This is a genomic window from Nostoc sp. (assembly GCF_036917375.1).
In the GTDB taxonomy this organism is placed as follows: domain Bacteria; phylum Cyanobacteriota; class Cyanobacteriia; order Cyanobacteriales; family Nostocaceae; genus Nostoc.
Map to the genome: position 1 here is coordinate 85,195 of NZ_JBALDN010000024.1, position 19,404 is coordinate 104,598.

Genomic DNA, 19,404 nt, shown 5'->3' on the forward strand with positions numbered 1-19,404 from the left:
ATTTTCTTCACTATGGCACTTGTTTTTAACTTTGAGTATTGCTTCTCTGTAAGAGTACGCGCACTCGCTCTAAGCGTTGGCGCAGCCTCTCGTAGAGAAGGCTTTAGGCTGCGCTATCCTGCCTTTTGCCTCCTTCAAACTTCATTATTAAACCACCAAGGGTCATTAGTAGCGTTAGTTTTGATCAAAATAGCTTTTTTTCGCATGAACCGTTTCAGCGCCGCCGCACCCATACGTGAACCTCCCAAACCAGAGAATTTAAAGGCGTTTTTCTCTCCTTCGTGCATGATGGCGGTGAGTCCAGCATCGTTGATACTAATAGCACCTGCATCTATTTGATGGGCAACTTCTAAGGCTTCTGTTTCCGAGGCAAATACAGCAGCACTTAATCCATAAATTGAATCATTGGCTAAAGACACCGCTTCCTCAATTGTGGAAAAAGGCATTATTGGCATAATGGGGCCAAAAGTCTCTTCGGTCATGACTTTCATGGAATGATTAACTTGGGTAAGCACTGTGGGACGACACCACCAACCCCCACCTAAATCCTCTATTACACCACCGCAGTGAATTACTGCTCCTTTTTCCACTGCATCTAGGAGATGATCGCTAATAATGGCTGCTTGTTTTTCGGCGATGATGGGGCCAATTTCTCCACTTTCGACTGTGGGGTAGGCTAGCTCAAGGCGATGTGCTTTGGCTACTAGTTGATGATAAAACTTTTCAAATATAGAGTCTGCAACGTAAATTCGCTCAATTGAGAGGCATGACTGTCCGGTGTTGACGACGGAACCCCACAATATTGCTGAGGTTGCTAATTCTAAATTGGCTGATTCTAAAACGATCGCAGGATCTTTTCCTCCTAATTCCAAAAAAGCTGGAATAAACTGTTTTGCAGCCGCCTGTGCAACTTTTCTCCCCGTGGCTACACTGCCTGTAAAGCATACTAAATCTACATTTTCAATCAAAACAGATCCAGTTTCGCCTGCTCCTTCCACAAAAGTTAAGACATCGCGCAATTCGGGAACGGCGTTGAGTGCTATTTTGAGTGGTGCTACGAAGCGGGGAGCGATTTCACTGGGTTTGACAATCACAGCACAACCCGCCAATAATGCCGGGATGGTATCAATGGTAGACAGTAACAGCGGAAAATTCCACGGACTAATTACCCCGACTAGAGGATAAGGAACGGATGTTTGTTGTAAAGCAATAAACGGAATGGCTGTATTTTTTGACGATTCTTGCAGTAATTCCGGTGCTAGCCGACACCAACGATCGATGCTAGAGAGGAATGAGTCTATTTCTAATACCGAGGTTGACAATCTTCCTGTATCATTTACCAAAGCTTCTGTAAGGCGATCGCGTTGAGATAATATCGCCTGTTTCCACTGCTGTAAGGCTTCAATTCTCCCCTCTAAGCCCAACTCTTGCCAGCGAACTTGTGCCCGACGCGTGCGCTTACATTGCTGTACCACCAGCCTTGGAGGCGGCGGGATAATTACGTAGTCAAATTTGCCAGTTCGGGGATTGCGGACTTCTATTGTTTTTGTCATGAGGAGACGGGAGGCAGGATGCAGGACGCAGGACGCAGGGGGCAGGAGTTGAGAATTATTCAATTTTGGATTTTAGATTTTAGATTTTTTTCTTCAATCCAAAATTCAAAATCCAAAATCTAAAATTCTTCTGCCGCATTCCCAAATTCAAATTATGCCCAATTGGGTTAAACGCTCAATGGTGGCTTGCTGTGTTTGCAGGAAATGTTTGCGGTCTACTTCTGTTTCCAGCATAGTATTAGCGGGGTAAAAGTGTGATTGGCGATAACTTTCGGCGTATAGTTCAAATCGCTGGCGGGAAAGTAAATTATTTAACCCCGGTCGGCGGCGATCGCGGCGTAATGCTGCTAAATCAATCTCTGCAAATGCTGCCATGCTCTCGCCTGCACCTGTTTCTGCTAATACGATTCCGCGATGGTCAATGATTTTAGAGCCACCATCAGCTGAAGCAATGGGGATAGCAATATTAGCGATGCCTGCGGTATTAGTTGAAACTACATAAGCCAGATTTTCGACGGCACGAGTGATTTTTGCCGCATCTTTGGGCGTGAGGTTTTTGTTATATACTTCCGAAGTGGAATGGACAAAAATCTCTGCTCCTCGCATCGCCAAGCACCGCGCTACTTCTGGATACAAAATTTCTTCTGATGCTAAAGCCGCCAAATTACCGATCTCCGTTTTGGCTACGGGGAAAACTCCTTCTAAGCCATAGCAGTCAAGATATTTATCCCAAACATCATGGGGTGTAGGAGCAAATAAGGAATTAAGCCGCCGATATCGTAAAACAATTGAGCCAGAGGGGTCAAGAATAAAGCAGGTTTGGAAGTACAATCCGGGAAAGTTGGGATCAACTTCGTAGGCGTTACCTGCTAAAAAGATTTTATGCTTTTGGGCAATTTTACCCAGCGCCTCATACTCAGCACCAGCCATTTCTATACAGGCTTTTTCTGCCCATCCTGCTAGAGTATCTCCCATTGGGAAACCAGTCAGGAAATATTCTGGCAGTACAATTAAACGACAATCAAAGCCAATGAAAGCGATACTGGCAGCAATTTGTTGAGCTAGGCGGTTGATGGAGTTTTGCATGAGCGATCGCGCTTCGTGGCGATCGCTGGTTTGGTTGACTGCATGACAGGTAACTTGCAGTGCCAAAGCGCGGAATGATTCGAGATTAGTGGGCATAGGGTATGGGACTAAGGACAAATGACCAATGACAAATGACTAATTTAGAGAATGCGATCGCCACCCCAGAGCGATCGCACAAGTCTATCTGTTAATTCCGAGCCGAATATCTGCGCGGCAAATTTATTACCTGGATCGCGTTCAGCACTGATACGGCGGAGCGCTAAATCACGAGCAGCCAAAGCCGTGCGTGCATCTTCTGGCACAGGTTCGGCTGCATCTACCCAAGTTAACCAGCGATCGAGTGTTTCGTGTGCAAGTGTGCGAGTTAGTTCGAGAGTTTCAAAAGTAGGTACGCCTGTGTAGCAAAGACTAACGGGCGATTGAAATAGGCGAATATAGGCACTTTTGCTAGTAAATACCTTGAGCCGCGAATCTTCCTGTAACTTTAAGAATGTTTCATTAACTGGCTCATAGTAGCGATCGAGATATGCCAAATCGGTTAAAAGCTCAGTTCGGGCAATGTAATCTATATAAAATAAAATATTTCCATTTGGAAGTGTACCAAACTCAAAAGCCAAATGAGGAACCTGAATATGGGACTTCAACCAAGTAGTGAGACGCATTGTCCCAAAGTTTGATTTTTCCGGGTTTCCTAACCACGAATGCACTAGCCAGTCAATTTCTTCCCCAGAAAAAGCGGTTAGCGAACCCTTCATATTGCCATCAAGACTGCTGTATTGCTGTAAATTTTCTACAGAAGGGTCTGGATGTAACTGAAAACGAGCCTCTAATTTTTGGCGGAGTTCCTTTGTAATCTCCCACAACTGCTCAAATACAGCTTTATTATCTAAATCAGTTGGTTGTTGAGTCATGGTTTGAGTTTGGAATTTTTCTATAAACTTTATATTTAGTTTGACACTTTCCGGTATCTAATTCGTTACTTAGACTTCTTGCATAAGTCGGGAAAAGGGCAAAGGGGAAGGGGAAAAGGTTCTGTATTGTCCCTTTACCCTTTTCCCCCTCTTGCAAAAGTGCTTTTTGCAAGAGGTTACTTGTATCGAGCAAGGCATTCATCGAATTCAAGACTGTGAGAAATAGTCCATCAACAAAGTGCGATCGAGCTATTGCAGCAACATCTTTTTTCACAGCAGAGTTACAGCAATTTATCTCAATCGATGATTCTTCATTTAGATGCTTTTGCTCTTAGCACAAGCTTCAGTGATAATACTGGAATTTTATGTAAAATTGTTTTTTATATACTTAATTATAAAAATCAAAATAATTTTGTTGAGAATTATAGACAAATTAGAAGAAAAACAAATATTAATAAGCTAGTTGTTTGATTATAAATATACAAAAAATGGCTTTTGATTTAGATAAAGATTTTAAAATAGATATCGCTCAAATGAATCTAAAAAAAGCACATTCATTAGTATTTAGGTTACATGGTGAGCCGAAAATGCCTTTTGTCATTTGGTTACTGGAGAATCCTAATAGCATAATGGCATTACCTGGAAAAATTAGTCTGCTCCATCATGATTATATTCACATACTTTTAGATAGAGGGATTTCTTCTCAAGATGAAGCTTTTGTCATAGGATTTACAATGGGTAATGACTTAAAGACCAATCAGCTACATTTGTTCATCTATCAATTCTTTGCTAAATTTATATATCCAGTTCCTTATAATTTTTCCAAGCTAGACTTTGTGAGTTTTAAATCAGGGTTTATTTATGGCAGAAAGGTTAAAATAAAACAAATAAATGAAATTGACTTTGAAATTTACCAAAATGAAACTATAGGATTTTTGAGAAATTTTTTTGGTATCAATATTGATGACTCTAGACTTATGCAAAAGTATCAATGACGACAAAAATTAATTAAAATATATCTAAAAAAAGAGTATTACAATGCATCTACCTTATAAACTGAGATTTGCTTCCTCTCAACTAATTACTGTAACAGTACTGCTTACTCTGCTCTTATTCATTCCTCAAGTTTGGCTCAACTTGCAAGCATATTATAACTTCAACAGTATTACTAAAAATGAATTTAAGCTCCAAAGATTAAGTGATGAGATCGCTTATTTGGATGAAGTACTAACTATGTCAGCCCGCATGAATGCTGCTACAGGAAACACTATTTGGGAACAACGATATCGCCAATTTGAACCTAAACTTGATATTGCTATTCAAGAATCGATTAAACTAGCTCCTAAAACATATAAAAATGAGGACGCTAAGAAAATTGATGCTGCTAATCAGCGCCTAGTCGCAATGGAATATCAATCTTTTGATTTAGTTAATAAAAATCTAAAAGAGACAGCCCAACAAATACTTTTCAGCCGCGAATATGAAACTCAGAAGCAAATTTATGCTGATGGGGTGATGAAAAGAAAGTCTAATATTTCACTGGAATTACAGCAGAAGGTTGATGAATATTATCAAAGAATTCTATGGGCAATTTCGGAGTCTATTATAAGTTTAGCGATGCTGATTCCGGCATGGCTTTTAGTATTGCATTTATTACAGCAATATTTAAAAGCTAAAAGAATTGCTCAAGCCGCTTTAGAAGAGACTAATTGTCAATTGGAAATGCAAGTTACGGAGAGAACGGCAAAATTAAAACATAAAAATATTCAGCTACAGAATACACTGCAAGAATTGCAACACACTCAGGTACAACTTATTCAAACTGAAAAAATGTCTTCATTAGGTCAGCTAGTTGCTGGTGTTGCTCATGAAATCAATAATCCAGTTAATTTTATTTATGGTAATCTGATACATATTAAAGAATATAGTCAGCAATTACTAACTTTAATTAAACTGTATCAGCAACACTGTTCTAGTAATAAATCAGAAATAACTACTCTAATTAATGAGATAGATTTAGAGTTTATTGTTGATGATATGCCGAAAATCTTATCATCAATGGCAGTTGGTACTGAACGTATTCGTGAAATTGTACTAACTTTGCGTAACTTCTCACGCCTTGATGAGGCAGAAATGAAATTTGTTGATATTCATGAAGGAATTAATAGCACCTTATTAATTTTACAGTATCGTTTCAAAGAAAATCATAAACAGCAGGAAATTGCAATTATTAAAGATTATGGAAATTTGCCTCTTGTTGAATGTTATGCAGGAGGGTTAAATCAGGTATTTATGAATATCCTTAGTAACGCTATTGATGCTTTACATCAACGGGAAGTAGAGTGTTTAAAAGGAGATATTGAAAGACAGCTTAATTCTATTATTATTATCCATACTCAAGTTAAAAACGAAGAATGCGTAATTATTAGTATAAAAGATAATGGTTTAGGAATAACTGAAGAAGATCAAACTAGATTATTTGACCCTTTCTTTACTACTAAACCTATAGGTAAAGGTACTGGCTTAGGATTATCTATTAGTTACGAGATTATAGTGGAAAAACATCAAGGAAAAATTAAGTGTATTTCTGTACCTGGTAAGGGTACAGAGTTTGTCATTGAGATTCCTATAAAACAGACACGTTCAATAGCTCCCCATTGACAGAGAGCCATCATTGCTATTTCAATTATTACTAATAGAAAATCCTCGACGCGTAGGTTTAATATTAGCTAACTCCACCTGAAAGCTTACTTTGTCGTTCATTTCCCCGCTTCTCGCTTCCAAAGTCCACTTACCAGGACGTAAATTCCAAAATAAAGAATTAGCTGAGTTTGTATCTAACTTTTCACCATTTAACCACCACTCCACTGGTGCAGATTTATTTCCCGCTAGCTTAAATTCGAGTTTTTGCTGCGTTTCTTCACCAGGATAAACTAAAAATAAATCACCATGATGTGGAGATAAAATTCTTAAATTGGCAGAAGTAAAATTTGATTGCTGTTGTTTTGCTAACCATTCATCATACTCTGGTGGCAAATTGAATTGATGCTCGCGTTCGTAATTACTTTTATCTTCAGGATAGAAATATTCCTGCACCACTGAGGTACAATCTGGTGTGGGTCGTAACCCAGAAATTGCACAAACAGGTAATTGCACTAAACCTTGTGGAGATGAAAAAGCTGCTGGTTCTTGATGTTCGTGCAGATGTAACATAATTCGATTCCATAAAGGTGCTGCGCCCGTCACACCTGAAACTTGTCGCATCGGTTCGCCGTTGAAATTGCCTACCCAAGTAGCGACGGTGTAATCTGTAGTGAAGCCAACAGTCCAAGTATCACGAAAATTGGAAGAAGTGCCAGTTTTAACAGCAACAGGAAAGGGTAAATTTAACACCGAGTCTACACCAAATGCTGTTGCACGAGCATAGCTGTCACTGAGTATGTTGGTGATTAATTGCCAAATTGTCGGATTTTGGATTTGAGATTTGGAACTTAGACTTCTCTCCGAGACGCTACGCGAACGCTCAGTCGAACGATTTTGGATTGGGGAATTGGAAAATGTACTTACTAGAGGGGTAGCATCTCCTTGTCGTGCTATGGTCAGGTAAGCACGGGCTAATTCCCAAAGACTGACTTCGCCACTACCTAGAGTCAAACCTAAACCATAATGTTCTGGAGTTTGATTGAGGTGTTCAAATCCCAGTTGATGCAGTCGTTCTAAAAAAGTTTCCACACCAACTTTTTCTAACACCTTTATTGCAGGCACATTTAAAGAATTTGCTAAAGCGATTCGCACCCGCACCGGGCCAAGAAATCTTTCGGTGTAATCTGTGGGGCTGTAAAGTTTCGCGCCGGGAATGGCATAATGGGCGGGTACATCCGCCAAAATAGTATTTGGGCGAATTAAACCTTTTTCTAAAGCTAATTCATAGACAAAAGGCTTAAGGGTAGAACCTGGTTGACGTAGTGCTTGCACTCCATCATTGCGTCCCAGTTTGGCTTCATTAAAATAATCAGGTGAACCGACATAAGCCAAAACTTCCCCAGTGTGGTTATCAATCACCAATGCGGCTGCATCATGGACATTGTTAGCGGCTAAGGAAGAAATTACCTGCTGTACCTGTGCTTCGACAAACTGCTGCAAAGGGCGATTTATAGTCGTGCGCATGGGGGAATTTTGTTCTGTTTTCGTCTTATCAAACTGATTGGCTAACCAAAATAAAAAGTGTGGTGCAGCGATAATTCCTCCTTGGCGAGACTGAAACACAACTTTTTCAGTATGTGTTCGAGTTGCGTTCGTCGCAGACGTTGGCGCAGCCATCGCACCACTAATATACTTTTCCTGTACCATTCGATTAAGAATGTATTTTTGTCGCTGCTTCAGCCGTTCCCAATGTTCGTAAGGATTAAAGTATGTGGGATTATTGGGAATAGCAGCCAACAAACTAGCTTGAGCAAGATTCAACTCACTAGCTGGGATGGAAAAATAAGTCTGCGCGGCTGCTTCCACACCATATATATTCCCGCCCATTGGTAGCCGATTGATATATGCAGCCAGAATTTCATCTTTGTTCATCCCTGCTGCTAACCGCCAAGATAGCCAAATCTCACTTAGTTTACCAGAGAAGCTGCGCGGCACTGGATCTAACATTCGCGCTAACTGCATAGTAATTGTGGAAGCACCAGAAACAATTCTTTTGGCGTGGATGGCTTCTTTGCTGGCGCGGATAACGGCTTTCATATCCAACGCCCCATGATGGTAAAAGCTGCCATCTTCGGCGGCTAAAATTGCATGGATAAAATGGGGCGAAACCTGATTGAGTGGTACTACTGATGTATGTTCTTGGTCGCGGGTGAGCAATGTTCCTAATGGTAAACCATTGCGATCGCTAAATTGCATTGCCAACTGATTTTGGGCAATATCTGCGGCCCGAATGGGCGCAAAATAAGGGAGTAAGCGTACCACCAGACAGATTAACAGCACAGCCAGGATAACTTTACTAGTGTGCTTAAGTTTGAGTAGCGATCGTAAAATTAGTTTCATCAGGGAATCCCCTGTCCAAGAAAATCCACCTTAATCTTGACGCAGCGATTACATCTACATCAGTAAATATTTCAAATCCTTAATAATTAATTTTTACTAACTCAGCAGATGTAAATTAATGTTTGCGAAATTTAAATACTTCTTTATAGTTAAGAATTGTAGTCATTTTTGGAACAATAACACTAGATTAGTTATCTATGTAAATAAACATACGTTACATCCGCAGCTTGTGTAAAAGTAACTAGCTAGTTATCTTACGTCCTTTATTAATCTTGGCATTTCCGACTCCATCAGGTAATGCAAGTTTTTATTTGCTATAGTGCGTAAATTTTTTATTTTTAATTACTAGAAAAATGATTATCAGAGTTTTATTGCGTTTCCAGCATAAAATAACCTATCGCATTCTTAAGGTTATTGGCAGTTCCTTAAAAAAAATTAGGCGTCCTTCAAGCCGGAAGAGAACAATACAGTTTCTCCTTCTCTTTACATTTATATTAGGGATGGCAGGGTGTAATTTTTTTGGTATCAACTCAAGTAAAGAACAACTACCAGCAGTTTCCTCACTTACACCACCAAAATTACCAGAATGGATTGAACAAATAAGTCCCATTGGAGATGCAAAACCCCTCAATCAAATCCGCATCCGTTTTAAAGAAGCTTTAATCCCAGTTGAAAGTCTTGATAGTCCAGAACAGCAAAAAATATTACAAAAATTTTTACTTTGGCCGCCTTTACCCGGTCAATTTCGCTTTTTAACACCGCGTATGGTGGGATTCCAAGCTGATAAAGCATTACCAATAGCGACACGGTTTCAAGTTACTCTTAAAGCAGGTTTAGCCGATTTAAAAAATCATCGCCTAGACAAAGATTTACCTTGGACTTTCAACACTGAATCCATTAAGTTAACTAATTTACCCGGTGTCAATCCTATCGAGAAGGCTGATATCGAACCAATTGATTTACAACAGAAGTTACAGTTTACTTCTAATGTAGAATTGGATTTAGCTTCTGTACAAGAACATTTACAGCTAATTCCCGAAGGTCAAAAGAAAGGTATAGGTTTTAAAGTTGAATTAAACAAAGAAGAAAAACCATTAAAAAATGAAGAAGATCCTTTAGAAAAATTTGACCCTTCAGCACGCAATTGGATTTATAATCTCATCCCACAGCAAAATCTGGAAAAAGCAACCAGTTATCGCTTAGTATTTTCTCCAGGAATACGTCCTGCTTATGGCAATCTAGCGACAGAGAAGGAATTTGCTAGTAAGTTAGCAACTTATTCGCCTTTAGCATTTCAGAAAATTAACTATTACGGACAGCCAGATTCAGGTGGAACATTTGGACGATTTGTTAAAGGCAGTCCGCAACTAGAATTTAATAACGTTTTATTAGCAGATTCAGCTAAAGAAAACATTACTATTAATCCAGCACCAAAAGAAATTTCGAGAATTTTGGAAGTTAATGATGAAGATAAAATTGTTGGAATTAATCCTTATGCGCTAGAACCTGCCAAGACTTATACAATTACTATTGGCGAAAATATCAAAGATAAGTTTGGGCAAACTTTGGGTAAACCTGTCACCCTTAAATATGATACTGGAGATTTAGCTGGTGATATTTGGGTGCCATCAGATTTAAATATTTTCCCTACAAGTAAAGATTTACAGCTAAATATTAGTACCGGAAATCTGCCAGAATCTAAATATAAAGCCGCTTATCGAGTAGTTCAACCGACAGATTTAGTTTATTTTAATAATAGTAGTGATTTATTGCCACAACCTTCTGATTGGCAAAGCTTTAAAGTATCGGGTAAGAAAAATCAATCAGTTGATATTGCTGTTCCTCTGCGGGAAAAAATAAATTCTACTACGGGGATGTTAGCTTATGGAGTCCAAGCCCGCACGAATAAATATCAGGAGAATGGCAAGGAACTGTGGCGCGAACCTACGACTTATGGCATGGTTGAATTGACAAATTTGGGCGTATTTACTCAGTGGTTTCCTGAGTCAGGGTTAATTCGTGTCAATCATCTTACAGATGGTTCGCCAGTTCAAGCGGCTGCTGTTGAAATTTATCAATCAAAATTACAAGCAAAATCTCGTCCAGAACCAGTACCTTGTGCAACAGGTAAAACTGATGAAAATGGAATTTTTAGAATTGTTGGTGAAGGATTGCAAAAATGTTATTCTGGCAATGAAAGCTCTAGTAAATCACCACAGTTATTAGTAATTGCCCGTGAAAATCAAGATTGGGCATTCGCTAGAACTGAAGAATATAGCGGTGTTTATGGCTACGGTATTGATGCGGGTTGGCAAGATAAAAAGCCAGAATCACGCGGGATACTTTTTTCGGATAGACAGTTATATCAACCAGGTGAAAAGGCTTGGTTGACTGGTTTTGCAGACTATTTACAAAATGGTGTAATTCAGCAAGATAAAAATGCTGCTTACCAATTAACTTTGGTAAATCCCGATGGGCAAAAAACCAGCTTAGGTACGCAAACTACAAATGAATTTGGCAGTTTTTCTCTGGAACTGCCAATCAAAACTACTCAGCGCTTAGGCTACTATACAGTCCAGGCGAAAGGTAAAAATGGACAAGAAATTTCTGGAGAATTTCGGGTAGCTGAGTTTAAGCCACCAAACTTTAAAGTCGACCTTAACTTAGATAAAGAATTTGCTCTCATTGATGAGAAAGTTAATATTAATGCTACAAGCAATTATTTGTTTGGCGCGCCTGTAGAAGGTGGAGAAGCAAAATATTTTATCACTCGCCAGCAGACTGATTTTGTTCCTAAAGGTTGGGAAGGATTTACTTTTGGTAGGCAATGGTTATGGCCGGAGGAAACCCCTACTATATCTACTGATGTATTGCAAACTAATGCCCAGCTAGATGTTAATGGTAAAAGTAGTCAAACTGTCAATGTGGCTAATGATTTACCATATCCGATGACTTACCAAGTAGATGTTCAAGTTGCAGATGTTTCTAATCTGTCTGTAGCGAATTCTAAAACTTTTACAGCTTTACCGAGTAATCGCCTCATCGGGTTAAAAAGTAATTTCATTGCTGATGCTGGTAAAGCTTTTCCTGTTGAAGTAATTGTTACTGACCCTACAGGAAAACCAATCACAGGTCAACAAGTGCGTTTGGAATTACAACAAATTAAATATAGCAGCGTTACCCAATTGGTAGAAGGTAGCCGAACTCCAAAAAATCAAGTTGAATATAAAACAGTAGGACAAGCAGAAATTACATCTGCAAGTAATCCGCAATCGGTAAATTTAACAGCACCGGAATCCGCTTCATATCGGATTAGAGTTAATTTTAGCGATGCTAAAAGCGAGTTAAGTGCCACCGATTTACAAATTTGGGCAACTGGAGAAAATCCGGTATTTTGGGGTTCTAAGGAAGATGATGTCTTAGAAGTTAAATTAGATAAAAAAGAGTTTAAACCTGGTGAAACTGCTACTGTATTAATTCAATCTCCCTATCCAGATGCAGAATTATACTTTGCTGTGATTAAAGATAAACCTCTTTATCAGGAGATTGTCAAAGTTCAGGGAGGCGCACCACAAATTCAGTTTCAAGTTACACCAGAAATGCTGCCAAATGCAGCCATTGAAGCTGTATTAGTAAGACAAGGTAAACCCATCAATCAAGTGGAAGCGGGAAGTTTAGATAACTTGGTGAAGATTGGTTTTGCACCTTTTAAAGTGAATTTAGAAGATAAATATTTAAAACTGCAAGTTAAGCCAGTGCAAGCATCATTAGAACCTGGCGCAGAAGAAACGGTACAACTAGAACTGAAGGACAATCAAGGAAACCCCACCAAAGGACAGTTTACAGTCATGGTGGTAAACGAGGCGGTGTTACAACTTTCTGGTTATCGTCCGCCAGATTTGGTAGATACAGTTTATGCAGAACAGGCAATATCTACGCGCTTTAGCGATAATCGCCCAGATGTCATATTACAAACACAAGATGTAGCTAAACCCAAAGGTTGGGGTTATGGCGGTGGTTTCTCAACTGGTGCAGCCAATACTCGCACCCGCACCGATTTTAAAGCTTTAGCTTACTACAACGGTTCTGTCCTTACCGATGCAAATGGGAACGCACAGATAACTTTTAAACTCCCGGATGACTTAACTACATGGCGAGTGATGGCTGTCGCCACTGATGGAAATCTGCGTTTCGGGAATGGGGAGGCGACGTTTATCAGCACCAAACCACTGCTAACTAATGCCATCTTGCCACAGTTTGCCCGTCCAGGCGATCGCATTCTCGCTGGTTTATCTGTAACTAACAACACTGGGAATACAGGAAATCTCTCAATTAATGGCGAACTTAGCGGTACGGTGAAGTTTGCTGACAAAAACCCCACAGCTACTTCTTTGCAAACCAAAGCTGAATCTGCAACTCACGCTTATCGCTTCCCCATGCTGGCGGATAGTGTAGGAACTGGTAAAGTTCGCTTTACGACTCAGCTAAATGGTACAGCCGCAGATGCTTTTGAAGTACCTTTGGAAATTAAGCCAATTGAAATTACAGAACAAGTCGTTGAATCTGGTGTCACTGAAAAACAGGTGAAGATTCCCCTAAATGTTGATAAAAATACCTTCCCTGATGCGGGAGGTTTAGATATTCAGTTGGCGAGTACTTTGATTCCAGAAATTAAAGCACCAGCAAAACAGGCTGTAGAAGATGATGATTTACCATTTACAGAACCGGCGGCGAGTCAATTAATAATTGCTGCTAATTTGCAAACTATTGCCCAAAAATATGGTCAGACATTTGCAGAATTTAATCCTAGCCAACAAGCGAGTCAAGCAATTGAAAAATTACAAAAACTCCAAATAGCTGATGGTGGTTTTGCTGCTTTCCCCGGACAAGAAAAATCCGACCCTTGGGTTTCTTCCTATACGGGTGAATCTTTGGCTAAAGCTAGTCAGGTGTTCCCTAATTTAGTCGATTCTGCAATAGTGTCTCGTCTGAAAGCTTATTTACAAAAAGTTCTAGCAAACCCCGGAGAATACGACTTTTGCAAACAACTAATTTGTAAAAGGCAACTGCAACTTAATGCTTTAATCTCTTTAGCAGAATTGGGAGACAAACGCAATACTTTCCTCGCAGATATTTATGAACAGCGCAATAGCTTTGATGTAGCAACTCAAATTAAACTAGCGCGATACTTATCTCAATTCCCAGAATGGCAAGATGAATCTCAACAATTAGCGAATAAGCTGCAACAGAATATTTATGAAACTGGTCGCACAGCAGTTGTGAGTTTACCAACTAGTTGGGGATGGATGAGTTCATCTACTACGACGCAAGTGCAAGCTTTACGCTTATTTATTGCCAAACACAGTAAACCCGAAGTTATAGATAAATTATTCCAAAGTCTTCTGGCATTGCGACGGGATGGTACGTGGCAAACCAACTATAATAATGCTCAAGCTTTAACAGCTTTGGTAGATTATAGTCAACTGCAACCCACACCACCTAATTTTGTTGCCACAGTGGAATTAGCTGGTAATAAGTTAGGAGAAAATCGCTTTAATGGCTACCAAAATCCCAGCTTACAGCTAAATGTGCCCATGAATAAATTACCTCGTGGGCGTAATGATTTAACGCTGCAAAAATCAGGTAATGGCACTTTGCACTATCTGGTTGCTTACAATTATCGCTTGCAAGGAAATCAACCAGGTAGATTTAACGGACTACGCATAACACGAGAAATTAGTCAAGTAAATAAAGAGAAAGTTTTGCAAAAAACAGGTCTTTATGCTTTTGATAAACCCTTGACTTTAGCCTCTGGACAGGTGTTTGATATTGGTTTAGAAATCATCGCCGATCGTTCTGTGGATCATCTGGTGATAAAAGATCCTTTACCATCAGGTTTTGAGGCGGTGGATGCGAGTTTTCAAACTGCTACATCTGCATTACAAGCAAAAGCCGATAGCTGGGAACTTGGTTTTAAGAATGTGTACCGCGATCGCATTATCGCCTATGCCGACCACCTGGAGCCAGGAGTTTATAGCCTCCATTACTTAGTCCGTTCTGTTACTCCTGGTACATTTTCTTGGCCTGGTGCTGAAGTTCACTTGCAATATGCGCCAGAAGAATTTGGGCGCACTGCTGAGTCTACATTAATACTGGAGGATGGTAAATAACTATTTTGCCATCTTTGGCTACAACAAATCTAAAAATCTTTCCAATTCTATACAGAATAATGTATGGCGATACCTGCGGCGGGCTGCGCCTACGCATTGTAATTTAAGTGCAAAGAATTGAAAGGAGCGATCGCCTACGCCGACCACTTCAAACCAGGAGTTTATACCCTCTATTACTTAGTCCGTTCTGTGACTCCTAGTAAATTTTCTTGGCCTGGTGCCCAAGTTCACCTGCAATATGCGCCAGAAGAATTTGGGCGTACTGCTAAGTCTATATAAATACTTAAGGATGAAAAGTAATTATTGATACTATTTTAACTATAACAAGTCGAAAAATTTTTCCAAGTATATACTCAAATTTTAGCTAGGGTAGAACGCTTAACTAGCCGATTTGGTTTTTATGAACGCAGGAAACGCTCACATAAGACCATTTCTTAACAAGCGTACTTAAGTAAAAGCTACATTTATCACATAGATATGTTGAAGTTAAAGTTAAAACAACAACAGTAAATTAGCTGGTTACAATTTAGCGCTAGCCTCAATACGATATAACACAATACACCTAAAACCCTGATGTAGAGGCGGGATTTATCGTGTCTTCAAAGACCAATTATCTACACACTCTTAACTAAACCGTATTGCAATATCACAAATTAGACATTATTTGCTATTCAAATAGTGGGTTTTGAGCTGATGACTATCAAAAGAATTTTGGAAATTGAACAACCGAAGCTTGAGCAGATTATCCTTCCCAAAAAAAAGTCGCGAAGTTGCTTCTGCTTGAATATTAAACATTGAAAATCGGCACAATTAAAAATGCAACAAGTACTAGCATTGATTGAACAAAAGAAGCAAGAATTTGCTCAAGTGCCCTTGTTTTATTTTATGCGAGATAAAAGTATAAATCCCAGACAAAGGTTAGCTTGGGCACCATGTGCTGCTCATTTTATTATGAATTTTGGAGAACTGAATAAGCATTTTTTGCGAGTAGAACCAACAAACGATCCAATTCAGAGATTAATTAATAAGCATACTTATGAAGATGACCATCATTGGCTGTGGTTTCTGGAAGATTTGAAGAATCTAGAATTTGACAAAACCTTGCAATTTAGTGATGCATTGAAATTTCTTTGGAGTGAAGAAACTCAGAATGCTCGCTGGTTGAGCTATCAACTTTATCGATATACTTTGCAAGCTACTCCTATTCAAAAAATAATAGTCATTGAAGTTACCGAAGCAACAGGCAATATAATGTTTTCTGTAGCAGCAGAGATTGGCAAAGAACTTAAAGCAATTACCCAAAAGCCATGCCGATATTTTGCAGATTTCCATTTGGATGTTGAAACTGGTCACATCACAGGTTCATCTGGAATAGATCAATTGTTACAAGATATTCAACTATCAGAAGCAGCCCAACAAGAAGCTTTTGAACTAGTTGAAAACTTATTTACAGTTTTTACCCAATTTACAAATGGTCTTTTAGTATATGCCAAAAGCCATAAAGTTGAACAACTATTAAAAGCTGTATAAATTAACGAACCAGCTTTTTGTAATAGACAATTAATACCTAATTAAAGCCGGAAGGAGAAATTTTACTATGTCACAGCATGTACAAAATGTTGTAATTGTCGGTGGTGGTTCAGCAGGTTGGATGACCGCAGCTTATTTGAGCAAAGCCTTGAAAAAAAATATTCAGATTACTTTGGTAGAGTCTTCTAATATTACAAAAATTGGAGTTGGCGAAGCAACTTTTAGTAGCATCAAGTCATTTTTTGATTTTCTGGGATTACAAGAGTATGAATGGATGCCAAAATGCAATGCTACTTATAAGATGGGGATTAAATTTGTTGATTGGAATTCAGATAGAAGACACTTTTACCATCCTTTTGAAAGATTTGATTTTATTGATGGATTCAGTATCTCTGAATGGTGGTTAAAACTTAAGAGTTCCAATGAGCCATTTGATTATTCCTGCTTCATGGCACCGACGCTGTGCGATCGTCAAAGGTCGCCGAGATATCTTAACGGTAAAATCTTTGATGACAGAGTTGAACATTTATTCTCAGAGAAACATTTTTCTGAAAAAAATCTCATAACACTTGCTGATGCTGAAGGGCAATATCCTTACGCCTACCATTTTGATGCAAATCTAATTGCTAGATTCTTGAAAGATTATTCAATACAGAGGGGCGTGAAACAAATTGTTGATGATGTGGTAGATGTAAATTTAACTGAGGATGGAAGCATAGATAGTCTCAATACCAAAGAGCATGGCATTATTAGTGGAGACCTTTTCGTTGATTGTACTGGTTTCCGTGGTCTTTTGATTAACAAAGCTCTTGGTGAGCCATTCATTTCTTATTCAGAGTCGCTACTGTGCGATCGCGCGATCGCTATACAGATACCAAGCGATATTCAGAAAAATGGCATCAACCCTTACACAACTGCAACTGCTCTCTCATCAGGTTGGGTCTGGAATATACCTTTGTATGGCAGAGATGGTACAGGGTATGTTTATTCCAGCGCCTTCATCTCCGCGGAGGAAGCAGAACGAGAATTTCGCCAGCATCTAGGAAATGTTGCTGATAATTGCAAAGCCTCTCATATCCAGATGAGGATTGGACGTAACAGAAACTCATGGGTGAAAAACTGTGTAGCAATAGGGCTTTCCAGTGGCTTTGTTGAACCATTAGAATCTACTGGCATATTTTTTATTCAGCATGGAATCGAAGAGCTAGTCAATCACTTTCCAGGGAAGTCGTTCAATGAAGAGTTGATCCGCAACTATAATAGAGCGATCGCTAACTGTCTAGATGGCGTTCGGGACTTTTTGGTACTCCATTACTTTGCCAGCGATCGAGCAGATACAAAGTTTTGGCAAGCAACTAAGCAAGAAATTAAAGTTCCTGCCGAACTGCAAGAAAAGTTAAAGTTGTGGAGAAGGAGATTACCAAATAAAAAGAATATCAATCCATATTTTCATGGCTTCGAGACATACTCTTATTCGGTAATGTTACTTGGACTCAATCATAAGCCTGAAGGCAGTTTACCTCTGCTGGAGCATCTTGACGACGAGAAGGCGCTAGCTAAATTTCAGGCAATTAAGGAAAAAGCCAATTACCTGAGCAAAAATCTGCCTTCTCAATATGAATACTTAACTTATGTAATCAAGTCTCAAGAACAGTCAGAATACCTCAGCGACAATCATTTTCCGAATTCATCAGTTAACGATAGCGCATATCAAATTCCTGTGCCAATTTAATATAGGACTTACGCAAACAATAGTCACAACTGTGATTTTCTTCTTGGGGCAATTCATCAATTGCCCTAACTCCGTTTACTTTTCCGTAAGTCCGATAATAATTGAGGATAACCCAAGATGACAGCGAAACAAATATGCGTGATTGGGGCAGGAGTGAGCGGATTAGTCTCAGCCAAGACATTTCTTGAAGAAGGTTATGAAGTTACATTGTTCGAGAAGCAGCAGGGACTTGGCGGTGTGTGGGAAAGGTCGAGGGCTTACCCAGGACTGTCGATCCAAAATCCCAGAGACACCTATGCTTTCTCAGACTATCCTATGCCTGCCTCTTATCCAGAATGGCCTTCCGGAGAGCAAGTATGCGCTTACCTTGAATCCTATGCCCAACACTTTGGTGTAACAGAAAAAATTCAGTTCGGTGCAAAAGTAACTAAAGTGGAGCGCAAATCAGGAAATACTCCTAGATGGATGGTTAGTGTTAGCTTTCAAGAAAATGGTAAGGAGATCGGAAAACAAAATTACGAGTTCGACTTTGTGATTGTGTGCAATGGCACTTATGATATTCCCTACATTCCTAACTTGCCGGGAATGGAAGAGTTTATTGCCGCCGGTGGTCAGGTAATACATACTAACAACTTTAATGACGACTCTGTAATTGAGGGCAAACGAGTGGTTGTTGTCGGTTTTGGCAAGTCAGCCACCGATTTAGCGAATCTCGCAGCTAGCAAGGCCAAGGAATGTACCCTTGTGTTCCGTCAAGCGCTGTGGAAAATTCCCAATTTCTTTCTCGGTTTGTTCAACATCAAGTATATTTTCCTGACTCGGTTTGCAGAAACTTGGATGCCCTATCATAAACTTCAAGGATGGGAAAAGTGGCTGCATAGTTTTGGTAAGCCACTGGTGTGGGCATTCTGGCGGCTAAATGAGACTATCCTACGCTTACAGTTTCCCCTTGATGCTTGTGGGATGGTGCCTAAACAACCGATGAACAAATTGATTGGTTGTAGTATCGGCTTGATCCCTAAAGACTTTTTTGAACATGTACGCGCAGGCAAAATTCGTGCTGTGAAGACAAAAATCAATAAGTTTTTTGCTAGTGGTGTCGAATTGGATAACAGAGAGCAAATACAGGCAGATGTGGTTGTCTTTGGCACAGGGTTTCTTCAGGATATCCCCTTTTTAGAAGAGAAGTACCACAGACACGTATTTGATGAGGAAGGCACTATCCATCTTTACCGCCATCTCATTCACCCTCATGTTCCCCAAATGGGTTTTGTTGGTTATAACTCAATACGGTTCAGTTAAGGCTGAAAGTCGTGTAAATTAAGCATTGTCCAAGAATGAAAATGAGCGTGTGGTGCATCTCAAAGATTTCTTATTGG

General features: G+C 39.5%; 11 protein-coding genes and 1 pseudogene. 7 read left to right on the forward strand and 5 right to left on the reverse strand.

The window, feature by feature from the left end:
• Positions 1–134: 134 nt before the first annotated feature.
• From V7K45_RS06265 to V7K45_RS06280, 4 genes are all read right to left on the reverse strand, one after another.
• Positions 135–1,553 (reverse strand): aldehyde dehydrogenase family protein, encoded by a 1,419-nt coding sequence (locus V7K45_RS06265; protein WP_335001446.1) that lies wholly within the window; start codon positions 1,551–1,553, stop codon positions 135–137.
• A gap of 147 nt (positions 1,554–1,700) precedes the next feature.
• A complete protein-coding gene (locus tag V7K45_RS06270; protein ID WP_335001448.1) occupies positions 1,701–2,735 on the reverse strand; it encodes a nitrilase-related carbon-nitrogen hydrolase in 1,035 nt (344 codons plus the stop codon).
• 44 nt (positions 2,736–2,779) lie between these two features.
• Positions 2,780–3,550 carry a red chlorophyll catabolite reductase gene (locus tag V7K45_RS06275; protein ID WP_335001450.1) on the reverse strand — a complete coding sequence of 257 codons (771 nt, stop codon included), beginning with the start codon at positions 3,548–3,550 and terminating at the stop codon, positions 2,780–2,782.
• The gene (locus tag V7K45_RS06280) at positions 3,531–3,824 is read right to left on the reverse strand and encodes a hypothetical protein (protein WP_335001452.1); all 294 of its coding nucleotides are present in this window, start codon (positions 3,822–3,824) and stop codon (positions 3,531–3,533) included. Before V7K45_RS06280 ends, V7K45_RS06275 begins: the two co-directional genes overlap by 20 nt.
• A gap of 214 nt (positions 3,825–4,038) precedes the next feature.
• Here V7K45_RS06280 and V7K45_RS06285 point away from each other — a divergent pair, with 214 nt between their 5' ends.
• Complete coding sequence (locus tag V7K45_RS06285) at positions 4,039–4,545, forward strand: hypothetical protein (RefSeq protein WP_335001454.1); 507 nt, start codon at positions 4,039–4,041, stop codon at positions 4,543–4,545.
• 43 nt (positions 4,546–4,588) lie between these two features.
• The gene (locus V7K45_RS06290) at positions 4,589–6,211 is read left to right on the forward strand and encodes a sensor histidine kinase (protein WP_335001457.1); all 1,623 of its coding nucleotides are present in this window, start codon (positions 4,589–4,591) and stop codon (positions 6,209–6,211) included.
• 21 nt (positions 6,212–6,232) lie between these two features.
• On the opposite strand, the gene pbpC is transcribed toward V7K45_RS06290, so the two are convergent.
• Complete coding sequence (gene pbpC / locus V7K45_RS06295) at positions 6,233–8,593, reverse strand: penicillin-binding protein 1C (protein WP_335001459.1); 2,361 nt, start codon at positions 8,591–8,593, stop codon at positions 6,233–6,235.
• A gap of 500 nt (positions 8,594–9,093) precedes the next feature.
• Here pbpC and V7K45_RS06300 point away from each other — a divergent pair, with 500 nt between their 5' ends.
• The 5 genes and pseudogenes from V7K45_RS06300 to V7K45_RS06320 all read left to right on the forward strand — a co-directional run bounded on the left by V7K45_RS06300 (position 9,094) and on the right by V7K45_RS06320 (position 19,327).
• The gene (locus tag V7K45_RS06300; RefSeq protein ID WP_335001461.1) at positions 9,094–14,763 is read left to right on the forward strand and encodes an alpha-2-macroglobulin family protein; all 5,670 of its coding nucleotides are present in this window, start codon (positions 9,094–9,096) and stop codon (positions 14,761–14,763) included.
• A 129-nt stretch (positions 14,764–14,892) separates the two neighbouring features.
• Positions 14,893–15,042: pseudogene (locus V7K45_RS06305) on the forward strand (hypothetical protein); the annotation flags it as partial.
• A 537-nt stretch (positions 15,043–15,579) separates the two neighbouring features.
• A complete protein-coding gene (locus V7K45_RS06310; RefSeq protein ID WP_335001465.1) occupies positions 15,580–16,293 on the forward strand; it encodes a hypothetical protein in 714 nt (237 codons plus the stop codon).
• Between the two features lie 67 nt (positions 16,294–16,360).
• Positions 16,361–18,025 (forward strand): tryptophan halogenase family protein, encoded by a 1,665-nt coding sequence (locus tag V7K45_RS06315; RefSeq protein WP_335001467.1) that lies wholly within the window; start codon positions 16,361–16,363, stop codon positions 18,023–18,025.
• Positions 18,026–18,142: 117 nt separating this feature from the next.
• Positions 18,143–19,327, forward strand: a complete 1,185-nt coding sequence (locus V7K45_RS06320; protein WP_335001469.1) for a flavin-containing monooxygenase — start codon at positions 18,143–18,145, stop codon at positions 19,325–19,327.
• Positions 19,328–19,404: the final 77 nt, after the last annotated feature.

What these genes read in the sequence shown, in the direction of transcription:
- V7K45_RS06265 (WP_335001446.1), bottom strand. Translation starts at nt 1,553, where the DNA reads ATGACAAAAACAATAGAAGTCCGCAATCCCCGAACTGGCAAATTTGAC.
- V7K45_RS06270 (WP_335001448.1), bottom strand. Translation starts at nt 2,735, where the DNA reads ATGCCCACTAATCTCGAATCATTCCGCGCTTTGGCACTGCAAGTTACC.
- V7K45_RS06275 (WP_335001450.1), bottom strand. Translation starts at nt 3,550, where the DNA reads ATGACTCAACAACCAACTGATTTAGATAATAAAGCTGTATTTGAGCAG.
- V7K45_RS06285 (WP_335001454.1), top strand. Translation starts at nt 4,039, where the DNA reads ATGGCTTTTGATTTAGATAAAGATTTTAAAATAGATATCGCTCAAATG.
- V7K45_RS06290 (WP_335001457.1), top strand. Translation starts at nt 4,589, where the DNA reads ATGCATCTACCTTATAAACTGAGATTTGCTTCCTCTCAACTAATTACT.
- pbpC (WP_335001459.1), bottom strand. Translation starts at nt 8,593, where the DNA reads ATGAAACTAATTTTACGATCGCTACTCAAACTTAAGCACACTAGTAAA.
- V7K45_RS06300 (WP_335001461.1), top strand. Translation starts at nt 9,094, where the DNA reads ATGGCAGGGTGTAATTTTTTTGGTATCAACTCAAGTAAAGAACAACTA.
- V7K45_RS06310 (WP_335001465.1), top strand. Translation starts at nt 15,580, where the DNA reads ATGCAACAAGTACTAGCATTGATTGAACAAAAGAAGCAAGAATTTGCT.
- V7K45_RS06315 (WP_335001467.1), top strand. Translation starts at nt 16,361, where the DNA reads ATGTCACAGCATGTACAAAATGTTGTAATTGTCGGTGGTGGTTCAGCA.
- V7K45_RS06320 (WP_335001469.1), top strand. Translation starts at nt 18,143, where the DNA reads ATGACAGCGAAACAAATATGCGTGATTGGGGCAGGAGTGAGCGGATTA.